Here is an 18,185-nt window from a genome sequence, read left to right as displayed (position 1 = left end):
AACGACCAGCGGATGGTTAGCTGGCGCAATGAGGCGACTATGATAATTCAGGGCGCAAGTGATGTCAGCGGCCGTTTGGCTACGGGATGAACAAACGGCCGCCTGGATGCGAGATTTATGCGCTGCGGCGCAGCAGTCCCTGCTTTTTCAGCCAGATCAGCAAAATCGAGATCGCCGCCGGCGTAATGCCGGAGATACGCGAAGCCTGGCCGATGGAGTTCGGTTTGTGATCGTTCAGCTTGGCGATCACCTCGTTCGACAGCCCCGAAACCTGACGGTAATCGAGATCCAACGGCAGCACGGTATTCTCGTTGCGCTGCTGTTTTTCGATCTCTTCCTGCTGGCGAGCGATGTAGCCTTCGTATTTGACCTGGATCTCGACCTGTTCGGCAGCTTGTACGTCGTCCAGCGGCGGCGCGAAGACGTCGGTGCCGGTCAACTGCGCGTAATCCATCTCAGGGCGGCGCAGCAGCTCTTCGCCGTTCGCTTCACGCGACAACGGCGCTTTCAGCAGCGCATTGACCTGTTCGACGTTCTCGGCGTGCGGGTGCATCCAGATGTCGCGCAGGCGCTGACGTTCGCGTTCGATTCGCTCCAGCTTCTCGCTGTAACGCGCCCAACGCACATCGTCCACCAGGCCCAGTTCACGGCCTTTTTCCGTCAGGCGGAGATCGGCGTTGTCTTCGCGCAGCATCAGACGATACTCGGCGCGTGAGGTAAACATCCGGTACGGTTCTTTGGTGCCGAGGGTGCTGAGATCGTCCACCAGCACGCCCAGATAAGCCTGATCGCGACGTGGCGCCCAGCCTTCCTGTTCGTCGGCGAAGCGCCCGGCGTTCAAACCGGCCAGCAGGCCCTGCGCAGCGGCTTCTTCATACCCGGTAGTGCCGTTGATCTGGCCGGCGAAGAACAGCCCCTGAATGAATTTGCTTTCCAGCGTCGGCTTCAAATCGCGCGGATCGAAGAAATCGTACTCGATGGCGTAACCAGGGCGAATAATACGCGCGTTCTGCATGCCTTCCATCGAACGGACGATCTGCATCTGCACGTCGAACGGCAGGCTGGTGGAGATCCCGTTAGGGTAAATCTCGTTGCTGGTCAGGCCTTCCGGTTCGAGGAAGATCTGGTGCGCGTTGCGATCGGCAAAGCGCATGACCTTGTCTTCGATCGACGGGCAGTAACGTGGGCCGATCCCTTCGATGATCCCGGCATACATCGGGCTGCGATCGAGGTTATTGCGGATCACGTCATGGGTTTTTTCATTGGTATGGGTGATGTAGCACGCCATTTGTTCTGGGTGCTGGCTAGCATCGCCCAAGAACGAGAATACCGGCACCGGCGTATCGCCGTGTTGTGGCGCCAGTACGCTGAAATCGATAGTGCGAGCGTCGATGCGCGGCGGCGTACCGGTTTTCAAGCGGTTAACGCGCAGCGGCAGTTCTCGCAGGCGCTGCGACAGCGAGATTGAAGGAGGATCCCCGGCGCGGCCGCCGCTGTAATTCTCCAGGCCAATATGGATCTTACCGTCCAGGAAAGTGCCGACGGTCAATACCACCGCCTTGGCGCGGAATTTCAGGCCCATTTGGGTGACGGCGCCCACTACGCGATCGTTTTCGACGATCAGATCCTCAACGGGTTGTTGGAAGATCATCAGGTTGGGTTGGTTCTCCAACGCGGTACGGATCGCCTGGCGATACAGTACGCGATCCGCCTGAGCGCGGGTGGCGCGAACGGCTGGGCCTTTGCTGGCGTTTAGTATCCTAAACTGGATGCCGGCATGGTCGATCGCCGTGGCCATCAGGCCGCCGAGTGCATCAATTTCCTTAACCAGATGCCCTTTACCAATACCGCCAATCGCCGGGTTGCAGGACATCTGTCCCAGCGTATCGATATTGTGTGTCAATAATAAAGTCTGACGTCCCATGCGTGCCGCGGCCATGGCGGCCTCGGTCCCTGCATGGCCACCACCGATGATGATGACGTCAAATTGATCTGGATAAAACATGGAACTGCACCTCGCCGTATTGCGAACGATCGTTATTTGCCCTGGGGTGGGGGATTCTACTCAAGTTTAGACGATCGACCAAGTGGTCAGGATCGTAGGTAATTAAAAGAAGATCTTTTTTATTTAAAGATCTCTTTATTAGATCTCTTATTAGGATCGCGATCCTCTGTGGATAAGTGACTATTCACGATGAAGATCAGCAGATTAAGGAGGATCGTTTGCTGTGAATGATCGGTGATCCCGACGCAGATAAGCTGGGATCTAAAAGGCTTGTTATGCACAGTACAAAAAGCGCACTACGGTTGTTATTGGGATAACTACGGCTTTTACCCTGCTTTTAAGTATAGTTATCCACAATCGTTCGCACGATCTTTAGGCAAATTAGAGTAAATTAATCCAGTTTTTTACCCATTCCTCGGCCGGATCCTCGGGAATTTCATGTTCGGTCACGTCGATCTCGAGACGATCGCCGATCCTTTTCGCGCCTCTGGCGATCAACAGATCGTCGATCTGTTTGATCGCACCGCAGAAGGTGTCGTATTCCGAACTGCCCAAACCGACGGCGCCGAACTGCACCTCGGAAAGATCCGGCTGTTGTTCGGCGATCTGCTCCAGCAACGGCTGAAGGTTATCCGGCAGTTCGCCGGCGCCGTGCGTGGAAGAGACCACCAGCCAGCGACCGGTCAACGGCAGCTCATCCAGTTCAGGGCCGTGCAGCATCTCGGTAGAGAAACCCGCGTCTTCCAGCTTTTCAGCCAAATGTTCAGCCACGTATTCGGCGCTGCCAAGCGTACTGCCACTGATCAGAGTAATGTCTGCCATGAACCAACGATCCCAACCTTCTCACTCAAAGTGGCTGCATTGTACGCTGTGAATCGGCTGGGATCTACCTGTGGATAATGTGGGTATGCAATTTGGCGGGTTACGGCACGATGGTGCGCATAATGGGGTTCTGCAGCGAGATCAGCGTTTCGGTAGACTGGATCTCGTCGATGGTCTGGATCTTGTTGATAAGTACCTGTTGCAGCGCGTCGATCGATCGACACATCACCTTGATAAAGACGCTGTAGTGGCCGGTGGTGTAATAGGCTTCCACCACTTCTTCCAGGCTTTCCAGCTTCTTCAGCGCCGAAGGATAGTCTTTGGCGCTCTTTAATATGATGCCGATAAAGCAGCACACGTCATAGCCCAGCTGTTTGGGGCTGACGTCGATGCGCGCGCCGGTGATGATCCCGGCCTGTTTCATCTTCTCTACCCGCACATGAATGGTGCCGGGGCTGACGGCGAAGTTTTTCGCCAGTTCGGCGTACGGTGTGCGCGCGTTGTCCATCAGTGCGTTGAGGATGCCGCGATCGAGATTATCGATCTGATAAATTTCCGCCATTTAATCCCCCATTAATTAACGATTGTTGAATTCTGTCCGGGTAAAAATGAACGATTAAAAGTGAAAAGGCAATATTGATTAGTGGATATTGAATTGGCGTATCATTTTGTTGCTTAATCGATGGCAACAGAGACAGGTTTACAAGAGATACGGCAATGAAAAAACAGTTTATCCAAAAACAACAACAAATCAGCCAGGTCAAATCCTTCTTCTCCCGCCAGCTGGAGCAACAACTCGGTCTGATCGAAGTGCAGGCCCCGATCCTCAGCCGTTTGGGCGATGGCACGCAGGATAACCTCTCCGGCAGCGAGAAAGCGGTGCAGGTTAAGGTCAAAACCCTGCCGGACGCCACCTTCGAAGTGGTGCATTCACTGGCGAAATGGAAACGCAAAACCCTGGGTAGTTACGATTTCGGCGCTGGCGAAGGCCTGTACACCCATATGAAGGCGCTGCGCCCGGATGAAGATCGCCTGACGCCTATCCACTCGGTGTACGTCGATCAGTGGGATTGGGAGCGGGTAATGGGCGATGGTGAGCGCAGCCTGGACTACCTGAAAAGCACCGTGCGCAGCATTTACGCCGCCATCAAGGCGACGGAGGCGGAAGTCAGCCGCGAGCATGGTCTGACTCCGTTCCTGCCGGAACAGATCCACTTTGTGCACAGCGAAACCCTGCTGCAGCGCTACCCGGATCTGGACGCCAAAGGGCGCGAGCGGGCGATCGCCAAAGAGCTGGGCGCGGTATTCCTGATCGGCATCGGCGGCAAGCTGTCGCACGGCAAATCGCACGATGTGCGGGCGCCGGATTATGATGACTGGACCACGCCGGCGGCGGATGGCCTGGCGGGCCTGAACGGCGACATCGTGGTGTGGAACCCGATGCTGCAGGACGCTTTCGAGCTGTCCTCTATGGGCATCCGCGTCGACGCCGCCGCGCTGAAACATCAGCTGGCGCTGACCGGTGACGAAGAGCGCATGAAGCTGGAGTGGCACCAGTCGTTGTTGCGCGGCGATATGCCACAGACCATCGGCGGCGGTATCGGCCAGTCGCGTTTGGTGATGCTGCTGTTGCAACTGTCGCATATCGGCCAGGTGCAGTGCGGCGTGTGGTCGCCGGAAGTGCGCGGGGCGGTCGAAGGCCTGCTCTGATCCTGCCTAGCGCCGCCAGCGGCGCATCAAACGGCTTTTCAGCCCGGTATCAAAGCGCCAGATATGATCGAAGATGCGCATGATGCCGGGTTTGCCGTAGGCGGACATCGCCACCGCATGGAAACGCTGCTGGTGGCTTTGCTGCTGCTGTTTTACCTTCTTTATTACCTCCTCCGGCAATCGCTGGGCGATAAAATCGGAAATGATCACCGCATCGGCGTCGAACCAGCCGCTTTCCGCCATTTTGGTGACGGTGGCGTTCAGGCAGGCCGCCAGATCGGTGCCGCCGCGAAACTGCTGGCCGAGAAAGCGCACCGCCTGTTCGATGCCGCTGGCGGCGGTGAGTTCGTAATGCACGATCTGGTTGGCGAACAGCATGATGTAGCAGCGGCGGTTGTCCGCCAGCGCAATGCGCAGCAGCGCCAGGCAGAACGCCTTGGCGCACTGTTCGTTGAAGCCGCCCATCGATCCTGAGGTGTCCACGCAGACGATAAACGGCCCGCGCGGCTGTTGATCCTGCTGCTGGTGGGTGACCTGGCGGATCAGGATCTGTTCCTGCCAAACGTCGCCCTGCAGGCGGTAGCTCAGCAGCCGCTTTTCCAACAGGCGGCGATAAAACTCGAACTCCAGCTCTTCAATCCCCAGCGTCGCCAGCTCCGGCGGCAGCAGGCGCAGGATGTCATCGCTTTGATGAATGCCGCTCACTTCTTCCGGCAGCGTGGCCGGCACCTGTACCATGACCCTGAACGGTTCGGGCTGCGCGTCCTGTTGCTGCACTGCCTTGGCCTGATAGCTGCGGCCCAGCTGCTGCGCCAACTTTTTCAGCTCTGGCTGCTGCTGCAAAAAGTTGCCGTACTCCACCAGCCGTTGGTAATCACCGCGCTGCAGCTGGCCTTTGCTCATGTCCCACAGCCTGCCGGCGGCGGTGTCGTTCTCCGACAGCAGCGGCTCCAGCGCGCCGCTCAGCGCCAGGCGCTCCTGCAGTTCCGCCATCAGTTGCTCGCGCTCTTGTTCCAGCAACTGGTGGTGCAGCATGGTGGCCTGCAGCGTCAGGCTGATGCGCCAGCGCTGCAAGAATAGGGTTTGGAAGCTGTCGTCCAGCGGATGATTGGGCAGATCGGCGGCGTCCACCAGCGCGCGCGCCTGTTCATAAAACGGCGAGACCAGCTGGCGCAGCAGCTCCATCGTGTCGTTGAGGTTGTGATAGAACTGGGTGTTATTCTCCAGTTGGCACTGTTGGTAGCGGTAAAATTCCTGCGCCAGCGCCGGCGGCACCATGGCCTCCTGCAGACGCTCCTTGAGCTGCAGTTTCCAGCGTGGCAGATCGCGATCCAGCGCCCGGCGAATGGCCGGAAACTTTTTAAAGAACACCGACAGCTGCGGCGCCGCCAGCATGCCGACGATCATCTCCTCGATCATCTCGCCTTCGGTGATCGCCAGCAGCAGATCGAGCGTCTCCAGACTGAGCATGGTTACTGGCCGCGCATTTGCTGCAGTTGCTGTTTAACCTGCTCTGCCACCTGCAGCAGACTGGCTTCGATCTTGGCCAGGCCGGCGGCGGGGGTGAACAGACAGGGCTGATGCTGGCTGAAGGCGCGGCGCTGCTCCGCCAGGCGCTGGGCCAACGCGTCCATTTCATCCAGCAGCGCCTGCGGCGTGGCGGTGGCCTGTTTGCCCGGCAGCGCCAGCAGCGAAGGCTGGCGGCTGACGTCCAGCACCGTCAGGTGCAGTTGGTCGTCGACCTCCAAATCGATCGGCTGCGCGAAGCCGATGCCGTTCAGCTTGGCGCGCACGTCGCCGCCTTTTTGCAGCCAGTTATCCAGCACGCTGCTCTCGATGCTCAGATGGTTGACCTGAATGTCATGCAGCTGCAGCGGTTTTTGCAGCAGCAGAGTGAGAGTGCCGCCGGCGAACGGCGTGGCCGGCGCGTATTGCTGTTTGCGGCTGAACATGCCGCCCTTTTTCACCAGGCTGATGGCCTGCCGGTCGCTTTGTTGTTGCTGATCCTGCAGCCAGCGGGTGTGGATTTGTTGCAGTTGGATCAACATCGACTGCTGCTGATAGGCCGATTCGGTCAGCAGCTGATCGATCTGCTGTTGCAGCAGCTTCAGCGAGGTGAGATCGTGCCACAGGCAGTCTTTCAGCAGCATCAGGTCGAGCGGGGCGATGGCGTCGCGTCCGCTGAAGAAGGCGCAGGCCTGCAGCAGGCGCAGGGCCTTTTTCCAGCGTCGGTCGGAGACGTACGGCGCCTGTTCCAACGCGTCCAGCCGCTGGCGCAGCTGGAAAATCAGTTCAAAGCAGGCTTCCGGCAGCGCCACCTTGTCGATCTGCGGTTGCCACTGCAGAAACTCTTCGTCGCTGACGCTCAGCGCCGCCGGCACCGGGTTTTGGCTCTCGTTCTGGCGGTTGACCAGCAGCGAGCGGAAATTCTGTTTATCCTGCACCTTGTCCAGCCACAGGCGGATCAGCATGCGGTCATACAGGGCTTCGAGGCTGTTGTCTGCTTCGGGCAGTTCGTTGGAGGCGGTGACCAGCAGGCGCAGCGGGATCGGTTCTTCGCTGTTGCCGTTGCGAAAGCGCCGTTCGTTGATCGCCGTCAGCAGGGTGTTGAGGATCGCCGGGCCGGCCTTCCAGATTTCGTCCAGAAACACGATCTCTGCTTCGGGCAGGTAGCCGGTTGTCAGGCGCTGATAGCGCCCTTCATCTTTCAGCGCCTGAATAGAGAGCGGGCCGAAGACCTCTTCCGGCGTGGAAAATCGCGTCATCAGGTATTCAAAGGAACGGGCGTTGCGGAAGGCAAACTTCAGCCGGCGCGCGATCAGGCTCTTGGCGATGCCGGGCGGGCCGAGCAGGAATACGCTTTCGCCGCTCAGCGCCGCGAGCAGGCACAGGCGGATCGCTTCTTGCCGCTCATAAAGACCGCTCTCCAGCGCGCTGCTGAGGCGGGAAATTCGTTCTGCCAGAAGGGATGATGGCGTCATATAATTGTCGCATTGTCCGAGAGTTAGCCAATCTTGGTCGATAATCCGATGATAAACCACCATTATTTTTAGTGGTATAGCTTATTGATTAGTAATATTTTTCTAAGCTGTGCCGGATATCCGGTTCACATTTTGTTTATTTTTCGGCTCTGATATAAGGGTAGGCAAGGCGTATAAATGGTGCATACTGTGCGGCTTTCTGGTGGGCGTGACGGATCTTTGAGCCCGTATTTTGCCTGATGCGGATGCATCGCTAACGGATGTTCTGATAAAGAAACGAATTATGAGCGCAGAGCATAAGCAGTCCTTATCGGCGGTAACCCTGGCGGCCATCGGCGTGGTCTACGGTGATATCGGAACCAGCCCTCTCTATACGCTGAGAGAGTGTTTCTCCGGCCATTACGGCTTCGATGTTCGTCCAGACGTGGTTTTCGGCTTCCTGTCGCTGATTTTCTGGATGCTGATCGTGATCGTTTCCCTCAAATATCTCACCTACGTGATGCGCGCGGACAACGCCGGCGAGGGCGGTATCCTGACGCTGATGTCGCTGGCCGGGCGCAACACCTCGGCGCGCACTACCGCCGTGCTGGTGATACTGGGCCTGATCGGCGGCAGCTTCTTCTATGGCGAGGTGGTGATCACCCCGGCTATCTCGGTGATGTCGGCGATCGAGGGGCTGGAAATCGCCGCGCCTGCGCTTGACGCCTATATCGTGCCGCTCTCCATTCTGGTACTGACGCTGCTGTTCGCCATTCAAAAGCACGGCACCGGCAGCGTTGGCAAGCTGTTCGCTCCGGTGATGCTGCTGTGGTTCATCGTGTTGGCGGTGCTGGGCGCGCGCAGCATCATTTCGAACCCGGAAGTGCTGCAGGCGCTGAACCCCAAATGGGCGCTCAACTTCTTCATGGAATATAAGAAGGTATCGTTCTTCGCGCTGGGGGCGGTGGTGCTGTCGATCACCGGCGTCGAGGCGCTGTATGCCGATATGGGGCACTTCGGCAAGTTCCCGATTCGCCTGGCCTGGTTCACCGTGGTGTTGCCATCGCTGGTGCTCAACTACTTCGGCCAGGGCGCGCTGCTGCTGAAAAACCCGGAGGCGATCAAAAACCCGTTCTTCCTGCTGGCACCCGACTGGGCGCTGATCCCGCTGCTGATTCTGGCGACCCTGGCAACGGTTATCGCCTCGCAGGCGGTGATTTCCGGCGTCTTCTCGCTGACTCGCCAGGCGGTGCGTCTGGGCTATCTGTCGCCGATGCGTATCATTCACACCTCGGAAATGGAATCCGGCCAGATCTATATTCCGGTGATCAACTGGACGCTGTACATCTCGGTGGTGCTGGTGATCATCGGCTTCGAACACTCCAGCAATCTGGCGGCGGCGTACGGCATTGCCGTCACCGGCACCATGGTGCTGACCAGCATTCTGGTCACCTCGGTGGCGATCAACAACTGGCACTGGAATCGCTTCCTGGCGATCGGCATCGTGACCATCTTGCTGATCATCGACGTGCCGATGTTCTCCGCCAACGCCCTGAAGCTGTTCTCCGGCGGCTGGTTGCCGCTGACCTTGGCGCTGGTGATGTTCCTCATTATGACCACCTGGAAGAGCGAGCGTTTCCGCCTGCTGCGCCGCCTGCATGAACACGGCAACTCGCTGGAGGCGATGATTGCCTCGCTGGAGAAATCGCCGCCGGTGCGGGTGCCGGGTACCGCGGTGTTCATGTCGCGCGCCACCAACGTCATTCCTTTTGCGCTGCTGCACAACCTGAAGCACAACAAGGTGCTGCATGAGCGGGTGGTGCTGCTGACGCTGCGCACCGAAGATGCGCCTTACGTGCACAACGTGCGCCGGGTGACCATCGAACAGCTGTCGCCGACCTTCTGGCGGGTGGTGGCCAGCTACGGCTGGCGTGAAACGCCGAACGTCGAGGAAGTGTTCCACCGCTGCGGGCTGGAAGGGTTGCCGTGCCGCATGTCGGAGACCTCGTTCTTCATGTCCCATGAATCGCTGATCCTCACCAAGCGGCCGTGGTACCTCTATTTGCGCGGTAAACTGTTCGTCGCCCTGAGCCGCAACGCGCTGCGCGCGCCGGATCAGTTTGAGATCCCGCCGAACCGGGTGATCGAGCTCGGCACGCAGGTCGAGATTTAACCCGCCTGATAAGGGGCTCAGCATGGCTGAGCCCCTTTTGTTTGTGCTTTGTCCGTGCGTGAACGAAACGTTTCGATAGCGATCACACTTCTGCATTGTCCCGGTTGCCTTCCCCTGCCGTTTTTTTAAACTCCCCCAGAGAGCGAAACGTTTCGCTAGCGGAGTGAGAAGATGAAAAAAGGCGTATTACTGAATTCCGACGTGTCTGCCGTGATTGCCCGGCTGGGGCATACCGACCAGCTCACCCTGTGCGATGCGGGCCTGCCGATACCGACGGAAACGCAGCGCATCGATCTGGCGCTGACGCAGGGCGTGCCGACCTTCATGCAGGTGTTCGCGGCGGTCACGCAAGAGATGCAGGTAGAAAGCGCCATCCTGGCGGAAGAGATCGTGAAACAGAATCCGTCGCTCCACGAGGCACTGTTGGCTGAACTGACCGCATTGGGTCAACGCCAGGGCAATACCATCAGCGTGCGCTATATCAGCCATCAGGCGTTTAAAGCGCAAACCGGGCACAGCCGGGCGGTGATCCGCAGCGGGGAGTGTTCGCCTTATGCGAACGTGATCCTGTGCGCCGGCGTAACTTTCTGAGGCGCGTATGCAACCTTTACTGCAACTGAAAGGGATTGATAAAGCCTTTCCCGGCGTGAAGGCGCTTTCCGGCGCTGCCCTCAGCGTCTATCCCGGCAAGGTGATGGCGCTGGTGGGAGAAAACGGCGCCGGGAAGTCCACCATGATGAAAGTGCTGACCGGCATCTACCAGAAAGACGCCGGCAGCCAGTATTTTCTCGGTAAAGAGGTGGCGTTCAACGGGCCTAAGGATTCGCAGGAAGCGGGCATCGGCATTATCCATCAGGAGCTGAACCTGATCCCGCAGCTGACGATTGCGGAAAACATCTTCCTCGGCCGCGAGTTCGTCAACCGTTTCGGCCGCATTGACTGGAAGCGCATGTACGCCGAGGCCGATCGCTTGTTGGCGCGTCTCAATCTGCGCTACAGCAGCCACCGACTGGTGGGCGAGCTGTCGATCGGCGATCAGCAGATGGTGGAGATCGCCAAGGTGCTGAGCTTCGAATCGAAAGTGATCATCATGGATGAACCGACCGATGCGCTGACCGACACCGAAACTGCCTCGCTGTTCAAGGTGATCAACGAGCTGAAGGCCGAAGGGCGCGGCATCGTGTATATCTCGCACCGCCTGAAAGAGATTTTTGAAATCTGCGACGACGTGACCGTATTCCGCGACGGGCAGTTTATCGCCGAGCGGCCGGTGAGCGAGCTGCAGGAAGATTCGCTGATTGAGATGATGGTCGGCCGCAAGCTGGAAGAGCAGTACCCGCGCCTGGATTTGCCGCGCGGGGAAAAACGGCTGGACGTCAGCCACCTTTCCGGCCCCGGCGTTGAAGACGTCAGCTTTACGCTGTACCGCGGCGAGATCCTCGGCGTGGCCGGGCTGATGGGCGCCGGGCGCACAGAATTGATGAAAATCCTGTACGGCGCCGCCCCGCGCAAGGCCGGCTCCGTCAGCCTGGACGGTCGCGACGTGGTCACCCATTCGCCGCAGGACGGGTTGGCGAACGGCATCGTCTATATCTCGGAAGACCGCAAACGCGACGGCCTGGTGCTGGGCATGTCGGTGAAGGAAAACATGTCGCTGACCGCGCTGCGCTATTTCAGCCGCGCCGACGGCAGCCTGAAACAGGCCGACGAGCGGCAGGCGGTGGGGGATTTCATCCGGCTGTTCAATATCAAAACGCCGTCGATGGAGCAGCCGATCGGTCTGCTTTCCGGCGGCAATCAGCAAAAAGTGGCGATCGCCCGCGGCCTGATGACCCGGCCGAAGGTACTGATCCTCGATGAGCCGACGCGCGGCGTCGACGTTGGCGCCAAAAAAGAGATCTATCAGTTAATCAACCAGTTCAAGCAGGAAGGGCTGAGCATCATTCTGGTGTCTTCGGAAATGCCGGAGGTGATGGGCATGAGCGATCGCATTCTGGTGATGCACGAAGGGCATCTCAGCGGCGAGTTCCCGATTGAACAGGCCACCCAGGAAGCGTTGATGGCGGCAGCCGTCGGCAAGCAATACGGCGTAAAGCAGGAGTAATCAGATATGAGTTCCCAGACTATCGCAGCTAAGCGCTGGTTCAGTAAAGAGTGGCTGTTAGAGCAGAAGTCGTTGATTGCGCTGCTGGTGCTGATCGCCGTGGTCTCTTCCATGAGCCCGAACTTCTTCACCCTGAACAACCTGTTCAATATTCTGCAGCAGACCTCGGTGAACGCCATCATGGCGGTGGGGATGACGCTGGTGATCCTCACCTCCGGCATCGATCTGTCGGTAGGATCGCTGCTGGCGCTGACCGGCGCGGTGGCGGCGTCGATCGTCGGCTTTGAGGTCAACGCGCTGGTGGCGGTGGCGGCGGCACTGGCGCTGGGCGCCGCGGTTGGCGCCTGCACCGGGGTGATCGTCGCCAAAGGCAAAGTGCAGGCCTTTATCGCCACGCTGGTGATGATGCTGCTGCTGCGCGGCGTCACCATGGTGTACACCAATGGCAGCCCGGTCAACACCGGTTTCACCGACGTGGCCGACACCTTCGGCTGGTTCGGCATCGGCCGCCCGCTGGGCGTGCCTACGCCGATCTGGATCATGGCGATCGTGTTCATCGCCGCCTGGTATATGCTGCATCATACGCGCCTGGGCCGCTATATTTATGCCCTGGGCGGCAACGAAGCGGCGACCCGCCTCTCCGGCATCAGCGTCGATAAAGTGAAGATTATCGTCTACTCGCTGTGCGGCCTGCTGGCGGCGCTGGCCGGGGTGATCGAAGTGGCGCGCCTGTCGTCGGCGCAGCCGACCGCCGGCACCGGCTATGAGCTGGACGCCATCGCCGCCGTGGTGCTGGGCGGCACCAGCCTGGCCGGCGGCAAGGGCCGCATCGTCGGCACGCTGATCGGGGCGCTGATCCTCGGCTTCCTGAACAACGGCCTGAATTTACTGGGTGTTTCTTCCTACTACCAAATGATCGTGAAGGCAGTGGTGATACTGCTGGCGGTTCTGGTAGATAACAAAAGCAACAAGTAACCTCCCCCTACAGGAATCACGATGATGAAAATGAAAAAACTGGCAACCTTAGCTTCCGCCATCGCGCTGAGCGCCACCCTGAGCGCCAATGCCATGGCCAAAGACACCATCGCGCTGGTGGTGTCCACCCTCAACAACCCGTTCTTCGTCTCGATGAAGGACGGTGCGCAGCAAGAGGCCAACAAGCTGGGCTACAACCTGGTGGTGCTGGATTCCCAGAACAACCCGGCGAAAGAGCTGGCCAACGTGCAGGATCTGATGGTGCGCGCGCCCAAGCTGCTGCTGATCAACCCGACCGACTCCGACGCGGTAGGCAACGCCATCAAGATGGCCAACCAGGCTAAGATCCCGGTCATTACGCTGGACCGCGTGGCGAGCAAGGGTGACGTGGTGAGCCACATCGCTTCGGATAACCGCGTGGGCGGCAAAATGGCCGGCGACTTCATCGCCAAGAAAGTGGGTGCCGATGCCAAGGTGATTCAGCTGGAAGGCATCGCTGGCACTTCCGCCGCGCGTGAACGCGGTGAAGGCTTCAAACAGTCGCTGGATCAGAATAAATTCAAACTGTTGGCCAGCCAGCCGGCCGACTTTGATCGCACCAAGGGCCTGAACGTGATGCAGAACCTGCTGACTGCGCACCCGGATGTGCAGGCGGTGTTCGCTCAGAACGATGAAATGGCGCTGGGTGCGCTGCGCGCGCTGCAAACCGCCGGTAAAACCGACGTGATCGTGGTAGGCTTCGACGGCACCGCCGACGGCGTGAAAGCGGTCGAAGGCGGCAAGCTGGCGGCGACCGTGGCGCAGCGTCCCGATCAGATCGGCGTGATCGGTGTGGAAACCGCCGATAAAGTGCTGAAAGGCGAAAAAGTGCCGGCGACCATCCCGGTCGATTTGAAACTGGTCACTCAGTAAGTCATACCAGCGCCATCGGAACGGGGCGTTTACGATGGCGCGCAATTCAGGAATCAATGCGATGGAAACAGGTAAGCTGGTGGTTCTTGGCAGCATCAATGCCGACCATATCCTCAATATTGAACAGTTCCCCCACCCGGGCGAAACGGTGATCGGGAAACAGTATAAGGTGGCGTTTGGCGGCAAGGGCGCGAATCAGGCGGTGGCGGCCGGGCGCAGCGGGGCGGAGATCGCCTTTATCGCCTGCGTGGGCGCTGACGACATCGGCGAACGTGTCCGCCGGCAGCTGGCGAGCGATCGCATTGATACCCAACCGATTGAAGCCATCGCCGACAGCACCACCGGCGTGGCGCTGATCTTCGTCAACGCCGAAGGCGAGAACGTGATCGGCATCGATGCCGGCGCCAACGCCGCGGTGACGCCGGATTACCTGGCGCGCTACCAACAAAAAGTGATCGATGCCGACGCTTTGCTGATGCAGTTGGAGTCGCCGCTGGATACGGTGATCGCCGCCGCCCGCCTGGCGAAGCAGCATCACACGCAAGTGATCCTCAACCCGGCCCCGGCGCGTGAGCTGCCGGACGAGCTGCTGGGCATGATCGATATGATCACTCCGAATGAAACCGAAGCCCAGCGCCTGACCGGCATCGCCGTGGACAACGACGCCGATGCGGCGCGCGCGGCGCAGGCGCTGCACGACAAGGGCATCGCGACGGTGATCATCACCCTTGGCAGCCGCGGCGTGTGGCTGAGCGAAAACGGCAACGGCAAACTGGTGCCCGGCTTCAAGGTGCAAGCGGTGGATACCATCGCCGCCGGCGATACCTTTAACGGTGCGCTGGTCACAGCTCTGTTGGAAGGCAAGATCATGGCCGACGCGGTGCGTTTCGCCCATGCGGCGGCGGCGATCGCCGTGACCCGCCCTGGCGCGCAGCCTTCGGTGCCGTGGCGTGAAGAGATCGACGCCTTCTTGCAGCAGCAGGGGTGATCCTTTGGCCACCATGAAAGATGTCGCCCGCCTGGCGGGCGTTTCAACCTCTACCGTTTCGCATGTGGTCAACAACAATCGCTTTGTCAGCGACAGCGTGCGCGACAAGGTCATGGCGGCCGTGGAACAGCTGAACTATGCGCCTTCCGCGCTGGCGCGCAGCCTGAAGCTCAATCAGACGCGCACCATCGGCATGCTGGTGACCGCCAGTAACAACCCGTTTTATGCCGAAGTGGTGCGTGGCGTGGAGCGCAGCTGCTATGAACGCGGCTACAGCCTGATCCTGTGCAACACCGAAGAAGACGCCGCGCGCATGAACCGCAGTATGGAGACGCTGCTGCAAAAGCGCGTCGACGGTTTGCTGCTGATGTGCACCGAAAACCACCGGCCATCGCAAGATGCCCTGAGCCGCTACCCGTCACTGCCGATCGTCATGATGGACTGGGCGCCGTTCGAGGGCGCCAACGACATTATTCAGGATAACTCGCTGCTGGGCGGCGAGATGGCGACCGATCATCTGATCGCCTGCGGCTACCGCAAGATCGCCTGCATCGCCGGCCCGCAGGATAAAACCACCGCCCGTCACCGACTGGAAGGCTATCGCAACGCGATGCGGCGCGCCGGATTGCCGGTTCCGCCAGGGTATGAAGTGCATTGCGACTTTGAGTTTGAGGGCGGCGTGAACGCCATGCGCCAACTGCTGGCGCTGGACGAGCCGCCGCATGCGGTGTTCGCCGGTAACGACGCGGTGGCGGTGGGCGTTTATCAGGCGCTATATCAGGCCGGGCTTTCCGTGCCGCAGGATATGGCGGTGATGGGCTACGATGACATTGAGTTGGCGCGTTATCTGGCGCCGCCGCTGAGCACCATTCATCAGCCGAAGGATTCGCTGGGCGAACTGGCGATCGATGCGCTGATCAATCGCCTGCAAAACCCGGAGCGCGCGCCCCAGGTGCTGGTGCTGACGCCCGAGCTGGTGGAACGCGCCTCGGTGGGCCGCCGTTAACTGGCCGCCTTCGCTTCTTTCTTGCTTTCCTGGCCGCTGATCAAATTGCGGCCATCCTTCCTTCTCAGCAACATAAACACCAGCGCCGACGCCACGGTGACGATCCCCATGGTGATAAAGGTGTAATGGAAGTGGTCGATCATGGTGCCTAACGACAGGGATTCGTAAAAACGCAGCACCGCCGCGCTGATTGCCACGCCGAAGCTGATGGACAGCTGCTGGGTGACCGCCAGGACGCTGTTGCCGGCGCTGGCGTTGGCGTCGTTCAAATCCGCCAGGCTGATGGTGTTCATGGCGGTGAACTGGGTGGACATCGCCATGCCCAGCACGAACAGCGGCAGGATCATCAGCCACAGCGGCATGCCCGGGCTTTGCAGGGCGAACTGGGCGATCAGCACCCCGATGATAACGGTGATGCCGACCAGCGTTTTACGGTAGCCGAACCAGCGCAGCACCTGAGTGACGGTGGATTTCGCCATCAGCGAACCGATGGCGGTCGGCGCCATCATGCAGCCGGCGACGATCGCCGTATAACCGAATCCCACCTGCAGCATGAGCGGCATTAAAAACGGCACGCAGCCGGTTCCCAGCCTGGAGGCGACGTTGCCGGCGATACCGACCGAGAAGGTGCGGGTTTTGAACAGGTCGAGACCGATCAGCGGCTGAGGATGGCGGCGTGCGTGCGCGATATAGCCGAACAGCATCACGAAGCCGCTGAGCAGAATGCCCAGCGAAACGTAGCTCGCCAGCACCCGCTCGCCAAACAGCTCCAGTCCGGTAGAGATCAGCACCAGGCTCAGGCCGAACAGCATGAAGCCAAGGAAATCGAAGCGGCGCTTGGGCGTGGTGAAGTCCGGCATGTACTTGCGCGCATAGACGATGCCGAGCAGGCCGATAGGGATATTGATCAGGAAAATCCAGTGCCAGGTGGCGTAGGTGACCAGCCAGCCGCCCAGCAGCGGCCCGAGAATCGGCCCGACCAGGCCGGGCATGGTGACGAAGTTCAGCACCGGCAGCAGTTCGCTGCGCGGATAGGCGCGCAGCAGCGCCAACCGCGCGACCGGCATCATCATCGCGCCGCCGATGCCTTGCAGCACGCGAGAGGCGACCAGCACGCTTAACGTAGGGGACAGGGCGCACAGCAGCGAGCCAAGGGTGAATAACGTCACGGCGAAGATGAACACGCGGCGGGTGCCGAAGCGGTCCGCCAGCCAGCCGCTGACCGGGATCAGCATCGCCACCGTCAGCGTGTAGCTGATGACGGCCGATTGCATCGCCAGCGGTGAACGCCCCAGGCTTTGGGCGATCGCCGGCAGCGCGGTGTTAAGGATGGTGGCGTCCAGCGCCTGCATAAAGAACGCCATTGCGGCGATCCACGGTAGTCCTGCCATACTGCGCGCGGATTGGGTCATGGTCGGTCCTGGTTAAATGGTCGTCTGTCCCTCGTCTCTTTCTTCTATATATAAGCGGGGAGCGTGTCTAGTCTTTCTCTTTCAGCAGTACCTGGCAGGCGACGAGCGCGCCGGCGCTGTCCCCGGCGAGTATCGCATCGACGATAGCCTGATGATGGCGCAGCTTGATCACTTCATTGCCGGTGATGGCGCGGAAGTAGCTTTGGTACACCGAACTGAACAGGTTGGCGAACGAGGTCAGGAACGGGTTGCCGCTGGCCTCGTAGATGAGCTGGTGGAATTGGGTATCGACCTGGATCCAACGCTCGCGATCAAACTGGGTATGCAGCGCGCGCATTTCCGCCATCAGCTCCGCCAGCAGCTTGGTTTGCTGCGGGCTGGCGTGGTTTGCCGCCAACGCGCAGGCCTGCGGCTCCAGCGAAGTGCGCAAGATAAGGAAGTGTTGCATCACCTGATCGAAGTTTTCCCGCGTCATCCACCAGGTCAGTAAATCCTGATCGAGAAAATTCCATTGGCTTTGCGGCATCACGCGGGTGCCGATACGTGGGCGCGGCAACAACATGCCTTTGGCGGCTAACATCTTTACCGCTTCGCGTACTGCGGTGCGGCTGACGCCGAATTGCTCGCCCAGTTCCATTTCACCGGGCAGGATGCTGCCGGCCTGATAATCGCCCGCCAGAATTTGTTGGCCGAGTTTCTCTGCAAGCAGATAAGAAAGATTGCGTTGGGCGGCCTGTTGTTGTGCATTTAGCGGCATGGCTGCGGGTCCTTACTGACATCGTTATTTCTATTTTACTCCAGTGATCGCCAGCTTTTATGGCTGTTTGCCGGAAAAAGTGACATAAATTCGTCGCTTTTTCGCCCTTTTGTTGAAAAAAAGCGCGCTTGAAAAGTTTTTTGCAATTAGGGGTTGCGGCCCGCCGAGAACTCCCTATAATGCGCCTCCACTGACCGGGAACAACGACTGACAAGCCGCCGGGTCAGCGAGAGAAAAGCGAAATAAACGCTTGACTCTCCTGGTGAAAAGCGTAATATACGCCACCTCGAGTTAGCAAGCGAAAGCGCCTAACTCACTGCTCTTTAACAATTTATCAGACAATCTGTGTGGGCACTCCACA

General features: G+C 59.4%; 15 protein-coding genes. 8 read left to right on the top strand and 7 right to left on the bottom strand.

All coding sequences use genetic code 11. The annotated features are described in order from the left end of the window. Positions 1 to 115: 115 nt before the first annotated feature. The 3 genes from mnmG to asnC all read right to left on the bottom strand — a co-directional run bounded on the left by mnmG (position 116) and on the right by asnC (position 3,389). Positions 116 to 2,005, bottom strand: coding sequence for a tRNA uridine-5-carboxymethylaminomethyl(34) synthesis enzyme MnmG (gene mnmG / locus ACUXAC_RS21715; RefSeq protein WP_060424381.1), 1,890 nt, complete (start codon positions 2,003 to 2,005; stop codon positions 116 to 118). Positions 2,006 to 2,386: 381 nt separating this feature from the next. Further along, the gene (gene mioC, locus ACUXAC_RS21710) at positions 2,387 to 2,827 is read right to left on the bottom strand and encodes an FMN-binding protein MioC (RefSeq protein WP_016929621.1); all 441 of its coding nucleotides are present in this window, start codon (positions 2,825 to 2,827) and stop codon (positions 2,387 to 2,389) included. 100 nt (positions 2,828 to 2,927) lie between these two features. Further along, positions 2,928 to 3,389: a transcriptional regulator AsnC gene (asnC, locus tag ACUXAC_RS21705; protein WP_004933786.1), complete on the bottom strand. Its 462-nt coding sequence runs from the start codon at positions 3,387 to 3,389 to the stop codon at positions 2,928 to 2,930. Between the two features lie 155 nt (positions 3,390 to 3,544). On the opposite strand from asnC, the gene asnA reads away from it, so the two are divergent. Further along, on the top strand, positions 3,545 to 4,537 hold the full coding sequence (gene asnA, locus ACUXAC_RS21700) for an aspartate--ammonia ligase (protein WP_387443735.1): 993 nt from the start codon (positions 3,545 to 3,547) through the stop codon (positions 4,535 to 4,537). A 6-nt stretch (positions 4,538 to 4,543) separates the two neighbouring features. Here asnA and viaA read toward each other — a convergent pair whose 3' ends face one another. Beyond that, positions 4,544 to 6,007, bottom strand: a complete 1,464-nt coding sequence (gene viaA, locus ACUXAC_RS21695; protein ID WP_049200559.1) for an ATPase RavA stimulator ViaA — start codon at positions 6,005 to 6,007, stop codon at positions 4,544 to 4,546. A 2-nt stretch (positions 6,008 to 6,009) separates the two neighbouring features. Continuing rightward, complete coding sequence (gene ravA, locus ACUXAC_RS21690) at positions 6,010 to 7,518, bottom strand: ATPase RavA (RefSeq protein ID WP_387443732.1); 1,509 nt, start codon at positions 7,516 to 7,518, stop codon at positions 6,010 to 6,012. A 283-nt stretch (positions 7,519 to 7,801) separates the two neighbouring features. Here ravA and kup point away from each other — a divergent pair, with 283 nt between their 5' ends. From kup to rbsR, 7 genes are all read left to right on the top strand, one after another. After that, positions 7,802 to 9,670 (top strand): low affinity potassium transporter Kup, encoded by a 1,869-nt coding sequence (gene kup, locus ACUXAC_RS21685; protein ID WP_049200553.1) that lies wholly within the window; start codon positions 7,802 to 7,804, stop codon positions 9,668 to 9,670. Between the two features lie 171 nt (positions 9,671 to 9,841). Next, on the top strand, positions 9,842 to 10,261 hold the full coding sequence (gene rbsD, locus ACUXAC_RS21680; protein ID WP_060441271.1) for a D-ribose pyranase: 420 nt from the start codon (positions 9,842 to 9,844) through the stop codon (positions 10,259 to 10,261). Between the two features lie 7 nt (positions 10,262 to 10,268). Further along, a complete protein-coding gene (rbsA, locus tag ACUXAC_RS21675; RefSeq protein WP_060441272.1) occupies positions 10,269 to 11,774 on the top strand; it encodes a ribose ABC transporter ATP-binding protein RbsA in 1,506 nt (501 codons plus the stop codon). Positions 11,775 to 11,780: 6 nt separating this feature from the next. Continuing rightward, positions 11,781 to 12,749 (top strand): ribose ABC transporter permease, encoded by a 969-nt coding sequence (gene rbsC / locus ACUXAC_RS21670; RefSeq protein ID WP_019455467.1) that lies wholly within the window; start codon positions 11,781 to 11,783, stop codon positions 12,747 to 12,749. A gap of 24 nt (positions 12,750 to 12,773) precedes the next feature. Continuing rightward, positions 12,774 to 13,661 carry a ribose ABC transporter substrate-binding protein RbsB gene (rbsB, locus tag ACUXAC_RS21665; protein WP_025160300.1) on the top strand — a complete coding sequence of 296 codons (888 nt, stop codon included), beginning with the start codon at positions 12,774 to 12,776 and terminating at the stop codon, positions 13,659 to 13,661. 61 nt (positions 13,662 to 13,722) lie between these two features. Then, entirely contained in the window at positions 13,723 to 14,649 is a 927-nt protein-coding gene (gene rbsK / locus ACUXAC_RS21660) for a ribokinase (protein ID WP_084827032.1), read from the top strand. 4 nt (positions 14,650 to 14,653) lie between these two features. Continuing rightward, positions 14,654 to 15,655 (top strand): ribose operon transcriptional repressor RbsR, encoded by a 1,002-nt coding sequence (gene rbsR / locus ACUXAC_RS21655; RefSeq protein ID WP_016929629.1) that lies wholly within the window; start codon positions 14,654 to 14,656, stop codon positions 15,653 to 15,655. Here the strand turns inward: rbsR and mdtD are convergent. After that, positions 15,652 to 17,067 carry a multidrug transporter subunit MdtD gene (gene mdtD / locus ACUXAC_RS21650; protein ID WP_060424392.1) on the bottom strand — a complete coding sequence of 472 codons (1,416 nt, stop codon included), beginning with the start codon at positions 17,065 to 17,067 and terminating at the stop codon, positions 15,652 to 15,654. The two genes, rbsR and mdtD, sit on opposite strands and share 4 nt — an antisense overlap. Positions 17,068 to 17,134: 67 nt before the next feature. Continuing rightward, complete coding sequence (locus ACUXAC_RS21645; protein WP_033636503.1) at positions 17,135 to 17,824, bottom strand: FadR/GntR family transcriptional regulator; 690 nt, start codon at positions 17,822 to 17,824, stop codon at positions 17,135 to 17,137. Positions 17,825 to 18,185 lie beyond the last annotated feature (361 nt).

It is taken from the genome of Serratia sp. 121840015-1 (assembly GCF_053627655.1).
The sequence above is the reverse complement of the archived record's forward strand: the minus strand, read 5'-3'. Positions and strand labels throughout refer to the sequence as shown.

Coding starts and splice junctions, on each gene's coding strand:
- mnmG (WP_060424381.1), bottom strand. CDS start 2,005: ATGTTTTATCCAGATCAATTTGACGTCATCATCATCGGTGGTGGCCAT.
- mioC (WP_016929621.1), bottom strand. CDS start 2,827: ATGGCAGACATTACTCTGATCAGTGGCAGTACGCTTGGCAGCGCCGAA.
- asnC (WP_004933786.1), bottom strand. CDS start 3,389: ATGGCGGAAATTTATCAGATCGATAATCTCGATCGCGGCATCCTCAAC.
- asnA (WP_387443735.1), top strand. CDS start 3,545: ATGAAAAAACAGTTTATCCAAAAACAACAACAAATCAGCCAGGTCAAA.
- viaA (WP_049200559.1), bottom strand. CDS start 6,007: ATGCTCAGTCTGGAGACGCTCGATCTGCTGCTGGCGATCACCGAAGGC.
- ravA (WP_387443732.1), bottom strand. CDS start 7,518: ATGACGCCATCATCCCTTCTGGCAGAACGAATTTCCCGCCTCAGCAGC.
- kup (WP_049200553.1), top strand. CDS start 7,802: ATGAGCGCAGAGCATAAGCAGTCCTTATCGGCGGTAACCCTGGCGGCC.
- rbsD (WP_060441271.1), top strand. CDS start 9,842: ATGAAAAAAGGCGTATTACTGAATTCCGACGTGTCTGCCGTGATTGCC.
- rbsA (WP_060441272.1), top strand. CDS start 10,269: ATGCAACCTTTACTGCAACTGAAAGGGATTGATAAAGCCTTTCCCGGC.
- rbsC (WP_019455467.1), top strand. CDS start 11,781: ATGAGTTCCCAGACTATCGCAGCTAAGCGCTGGTTCAGTAAAGAGTGG.
- rbsB (WP_025160300.1), top strand. CDS start 12,774: ATGAAAATGAAAAAACTGGCAACCTTAGCTTCCGCCATCGCGCTGAGC.
- rbsK (WP_084827032.1), top strand. CDS start 13,723: ATGGAAACAGGTAAGCTGGTGGTTCTTGGCAGCATCAATGCCGACCAT.
- mdtD (WP_060424392.1), bottom strand. CDS start 17,067: ATGACCCAATCCGCGCGCAGTATGGCAGGACTACCGTGGATCGCCGCA.
- ACUXAC_RS21645 (WP_033636503.1), bottom strand. CDS start 17,824: ATGCCGCTAAATGCACAACAACAGGCCGCCCAACGCAATCTTTCTTAT.